Origin of the sequence: Erwinia sp. (genome assembly GCF_031978025.1) — a bacterium.
Classification (GTDB): Bacteria; Pseudomonadota; Gammaproteobacteria; order Enterobacterales; family Enterobacteriaceae; genus Erwinia.
In genome coordinates this window covers 1-4871 of sequence record NZ_DALZCD010000311.1, presented here as the reverse complement: position 1 = coordinate 4871, position 4871 = coordinate 1, and the positions used below count along the sequence as shown (strand labels likewise).

The following is a 4871-nucleotide window of genomic DNA, read 5'->3' as shown; positions in this document are numbered from 1 at the left end:
AGAAAATAGCTGGCGTCTTCGGTTTCGCCCGAATGGTAGATACGCTCCAGGCGATTCGGTTCGCCGCTACAGCCGCGAAAATGCATCACGACGCCCAGCCAGCCTCGCTGCTGACAGGCCTGCAAAAGCCCATGCGCATAAGGGCTGTGAACGCTGCCCTCAAGGCCGTGGAAAATTATCACGCGTGGCTTGTGGCTTGCGCGCGCCGGATCTTCACTCCAGGCCAGATCGACAAAATCGCTGTCCGGGAGCGTCAGACGCTGCCAGTGCGGACGTAAAACGATACGGCGACGGATCAGGCGCGGCAGGATGGTTTGCAGATGCGCGTTGCTCATGCCTGTTATCGGGCGAAAAACGGCCGCCGCCGGGTTAACATTCATCTTCAAAAGGTCTGTAGGATCCTTATCACGTGAGTGGCTTCGGCGAGTCATTTTCCGGCACAGGCAATAAACGCCTTGCCCTGTTTAACTGAAAACGTAGTCGAAGCCGGATCTGCTTTGACGCGCTACAAGCGCACAAGGCTCTGATAATAGGTTAAGCACACTCCCGGACGCCAATTTAGTTTCCTGTAGCCGTCGCTGTCGACAAACGTTATACCGCAATACCGGGCAGGCGCTGCCTGTCGCGTCAGATATTGGCAGGCCACTCCTGCTTTGTACCCGGTACAGGAAGCGGCAGGTAACCTGTCTCTGCCTGTACGGTTTTTTATGCCGTTTTTTGGCAATAAAATCCCGCCTTTCTTCTAAGGACTTATCGTTATAACCGATAATTTTTAATTACTTTATTGCGGCAATCGCTCTCGGTTACAAAGGTTTTATTCACCTTTATAACAATAACAACCGGAGCAAAGCATGACGCATCAATTTTCTCTTTCACTGCTGGCCGTCACCCTTTCTCTCTCCACGCTAAGCGCGCAGGCCGTTGACGTTACCGTGGCGTATCAGACCTCGGCGGAACCGGCCAAGGTCGCGCAGGCCGATAACACTTTCGCCCAAACCAGTGGCGCAAAGGTGGACTGGCGCAAGTTTGACAGCGGGTCCAGCGTGGTCAGGGCGCTGGCTTCGGGCGATGTGCAAATCGGTAATATCGGCTCAAGTCCGCTCGCCGTGGCAGCCAGTCAGCAGGTGCCGATTGAAGTCTTTCTGCTGGCGTCGCAGCTTGGCAATTCTGAAGCGCTGGTGGTGAAGAAAAGCATCAAGGATCCCAAAGACTTAATCGGCAAACGTATCGCCGTGCCTTTTATCTCCACCACGCACTACAGCCTGCTGGCCGCGCTTAAGCATTGGGGCCTTAAGCCAGGCCAGGTGCAAATCGTCAATCTGCAGCCGCCCGCAATTATTGCCGCCTGGCAGCGCGGCGATATTGACGGTGCCTACGCCTGGGCACCGGCGGTGAACGAGCTGGAAAAAGAAGGGACGGTGCTGACGGATTCCGCCCAGGTAGGCAAATGGGGTGCGCCAACGCTGGACGTTTGGGTGGTGCGCAAAGATTTCGCGCAGCAGCATCCTGAAGTGGTCACCGCTTTCGCCCGTAGCGCGCTGGCGGCACAAAAGGCCTATCTGGATAACCCTGAAAGCTGGCTTAAGGATGAAAACAATCTTAACAAGCTGTCGCGTCTGAGCGGTGTGCCAGCGCAGCAGGTGCCGGGGCTGGTAAAAGGCAATACCTACCTGACGGCGCAGCAGCAGGTCGCGCAGCTGGGCCAGCCGGTTGATAAAGCTATCGGCGATACCGCTCAGTTTTTAAAAGAACAGGGCAAAGTGCCGCAGGTCGCCAGTGATTACAGCCGCTTTGTCACCGACCGCTTTGTTAAAAATCTTACTCAGTAAGGAGTCGCCATGCTTTCGGTCTCGCATCTGACGGCCCGTTACGACGGCCACCTCGCGCTTGAAAATATTAACCTGACGATAGCCGGGAAAGAACTGGTTGTCGTGCTGGGACCTTCCGGCTGCGGTAAAACCACGCTGCTGAATCTGATCGCCGGTTTCCTTACGCCGGATTCCGGGAGCATCACGCTGGATGGCCAGCGCGTAAGCGGGCCGGGGGCCGAGCGCGGCGTGGTGTTTCAGCATGAGGGACTGCTGCCATGGCGCAACGTGCTTGATAACGTCGCCTTTGGGTTGCAGCTGGCCGGCACAGACAAAGCGACGCGCCACGAAACGGCCCGCCAGATGCTGAAAAAGGTAGGCCTGGGCGGCGCAGAAAAGAAATTTATCTGGCAGCTTTCTGGCGGAATGCGCCAGCGCGTCGGCATTGCGAGGGCATTAGCTGCCGACCCGCAGCTGCTGTTACTGGATGAGCCTTTTGGTGCGCTGGATGCGTTTACCCGTGAGCAAATGCAGGAGCTGTTGCTGAATCTGTGGCGAGACAGCGGCAAGCAGGTGCTGTTGATTACGCACGATATCGAAGAGGCCGTCTTTTTGGCCAGCGAACTGATTCTGCTGTCGCCAGGCCCGGGCAGAATTATCGAGCGTTTGCCGCTGGCGTTTGGCCGCCGCTATGCCGACGGAGAAGCTTGCCGCAGCATTAAGTCCGATCCCGATTTTATCGCGACGCGTGAACACGTATTGAGTCAGGTTTTCCAACAGCGCGAGGTATTTTCATGAGCCTGTTATCCACCGAAAAAGCCGCTGTGCGCCGGCCCGGGCTGCGTTGGCCAGTCAATCGTCAGTTTACGCTGAGCGTGGCGACGCTGTTGACGCTGCTGGTCATCTGGTGGGCCGTCACGGCTTTTGGCCTGATTGCTCCGCTTTTTTTACCCTCGCCGAAGCAGGTTTTCCATCAGCTGCTGGTGGTCGCCAGCCCGCAGGGTTTTATGGATGCGACGCTCTGGCAACATCTGGCGGCCAGCCTGACGAGAATAGCGATAGCGCTGCTGGCCGCCACGCTGATCGGCGTGCCGACCGGCATTCTGATGGGGCTGAGCGAAACCGCGCGCGGCATCCTTGACCCGCTGATTGAACTGTACCGACCGGTGCCACCGTTGGCTTATCTTCCGCTGATCGTCATCTGGTTTGGCATTGGCGAAACGTCCAAAGTCCTGCTGATTTACCTGGCGATTTTCGCTCCCGTAGTGATGTCGACGCTGGCAGGCGTGCAAAGCGCGCAGCAGGTTCGTCTGCGGGCTGCACAGTCATTGGGCGCGACTCGCTGGCAGATGCTGTGGTTTGTCCTGCTGCCCGGCGCGCTGCCGGAAATTTTAACCGGCCTGCGTATCGGTCTTGGCGTCGGCTGGTCAACACTGGTGGCCGCCGAGCTTATCGCCGCCACGCGCGGGCTGGGCTTTATGGTGCAATCTGCCGGAGAATTTCTGGCCACTGATGTGGTACTGGCAGGCATTGCTGTTATCGCGCTGATTGCCTTTACGCTGGAGCTGGGGCTGCGCGCCTTACAGCGCCGTTTAACCCCCTGGCATGGAGTCTCATCATGAACGAACGTCTGTCTGTTACCGCGCTTGGCCCGAACATTGGTGCTCAGGTCGCTAACGTCGATCTCAGCCGCCCGCTAAGCGACGCGCAGTTTGAGCAGCTTTACCATGCGTTGATCCGCCATCAGGTCCTGTTTTTCCGTCATCAGCCTGTTACGCCCGCCCAACAGCGAGCGCTGGCAGCCCGCTTCGGCGATCTGCATATCCATCCTGTTTATCCACACGCACCAGGTGTGGAAGAGATTATCGTGCTGGACACGCACAATGATAACCCGCCGGATAACGATAACTGGCATACCGATGTCACCTTCATTGACACGCCGCCGGCCGGTGCAATCCTGGCGGCGAAACAGCTGCCGGAAACGGGCGGCGACACGCTGTGGGCTAGCGGTATTGCGGCCTGGGAAGCGCTCTCCGAGCCGTTTAAGGCATTGCTCAGTGGATTACGCGCAGAACATGACTTTACCAAATCGTTTCAGGAATTTAAGTCCCGTGGTAGCGAAGAAGAGCATCAGCGCTGGAAGCAGGCGGTTGCCAGTCATCCGCCGCTGTTGCACCCGGTAGTGCGTACGCATCCGGTTAGCGGTAAATCAGCGTTGTTTGTTAATGAAGGTTTTACCACGCGTATTGTCGATTTAAGCCCGAAAGAGAGCGACGCGTTGCTGAGCTTTTTGTTTGCGCATATCACTAAGCCGGAATTTCAGGTGCGCTGGCGCTGGCAGCAGGACGATGTAGCGATTTGGGATAACCGGGTAACGCAGCACTACGCTAATGCAGACTATTTGCCTGCCCGGCGAATTATGCATCGTGCCACTATTCTGGGCGACAAGCCTTTTTATCGGGCCTCCCGCTCCTGAGCGACACGCGCTAATCGGCAGGCATAAGATTGCGTGTGAAGTTATGTACGTCAGCCTCTTTTTTGCGACGGTAGAGTTTGGCTTTGCGCGCACCGGTGGCTACGCTTTCACCCGTCTCCTCAAACATCTCTGAGGAGTCAAAGCGACGGATCAGGCTTTTGCGCTGTACTGGCCGGTCAAGGATGGCCTCGGTAGCTTCCTGTAACTGTGTCAGCGTAAAATGCTCCGGCAGGCAGAACACCGGCAGCAGCGTATACAGGGTTTTCTGCCGCAGCCGCTTTAAGGCGCTGCTGATAATCGCCTGGTGATCAAAGGCGATATCATTGCGCTGCATCGCGGCGGCTACCGGTAGCCACAGAGCATCACTGACGTCGCCGCTGCGGGGCTGGCAGCTTTCCTGCGCAATCAGGGCATACCAGGCGGTGGTCAGGCTCCAGCCGCGCGGATCGCGATCGGGTCCGGAAAACGTTTCAAGCTGCTCCAGCCACGGCGGGACCACCCCGGTTTTCTCCTGCAGCTTGCGTAAAGCGGTAGCGCGCGTAGAGGTATCAAACTGCATATCGATAAAGCCTCCCGGCAATCCCCAC

Annotated in this window: 5 protein-coding genes and 1 pseudogene; 4 read left to right on the top strand and 2 right to left on the bottom strand. The window is 57.3% G+C overall.

The genetic code is table 11. The features are described from left to right. Positions 1–380 (bottom strand): annotated as a pseudogene (locus tag RTK32_RS19085) (hydrolase); the annotation flags it as partial. Between the two features lie 471 nt (positions 381–851). Here RTK32_RS19085 and tauA point away from each other — a divergent pair. Genes tauA through tauD form a run of 4 tightly spaced genes read left to right on the top strand, consistent with a single transcriptional unit; the run spans position 852 to position 4284 of the window. After that, entirely contained in the window at positions 852–1829 is a 978-nt protein-coding gene (gene tauA / locus RTK32_RS19080) for a taurine ABC transporter substrate-binding protein (protein WP_312046759.1), read from the top strand. A gap of 9 nt (positions 1830–1838) precedes the next feature. Next, positions 1839–2606 carry a taurine ABC transporter ATP-binding subunit gene (gene tauB, locus RTK32_RS19075; protein WP_312046757.1) on the top strand — a complete coding sequence of 256 codons (768 nt, stop codon included), beginning with the start codon at positions 1839–1841 and terminating at the stop codon, positions 2604–2606. After that, entirely contained in the window at positions 2603–3430 is an 828-nt protein-coding gene (gene tauC, locus RTK32_RS19070) for a taurine ABC transporter permease TauC (protein WP_312046755.1), read from the top strand. The genes tauB and tauC overlap by 4 nt, the downstream gene beginning before the upstream one ends. Continuing rightward, the gene (gene tauD, locus RTK32_RS19065; protein ID WP_312046754.1) at positions 3427–4284 is read left to right on the top strand and encodes a taurine dioxygenase; all 858 of its coding nucleotides are present in this window, start codon (positions 3427–3429) and stop codon (positions 4282–4284) included. The genes tauC and tauD overlap by 4 nt, the downstream gene beginning before the upstream one ends. Positions 4285–4294: 10 nt before the next feature. Here tauD and RTK32_RS19060 read toward each other — a convergent pair. After that, positions 4295–4871, bottom strand: a 577-nt coding sequence (locus RTK32_RS19060) for an NrtR DNA-binding winged helix domain-containing protein (RefSeq protein WP_312046752.1), incomplete at its 5' end; no start/stop codon positions are given.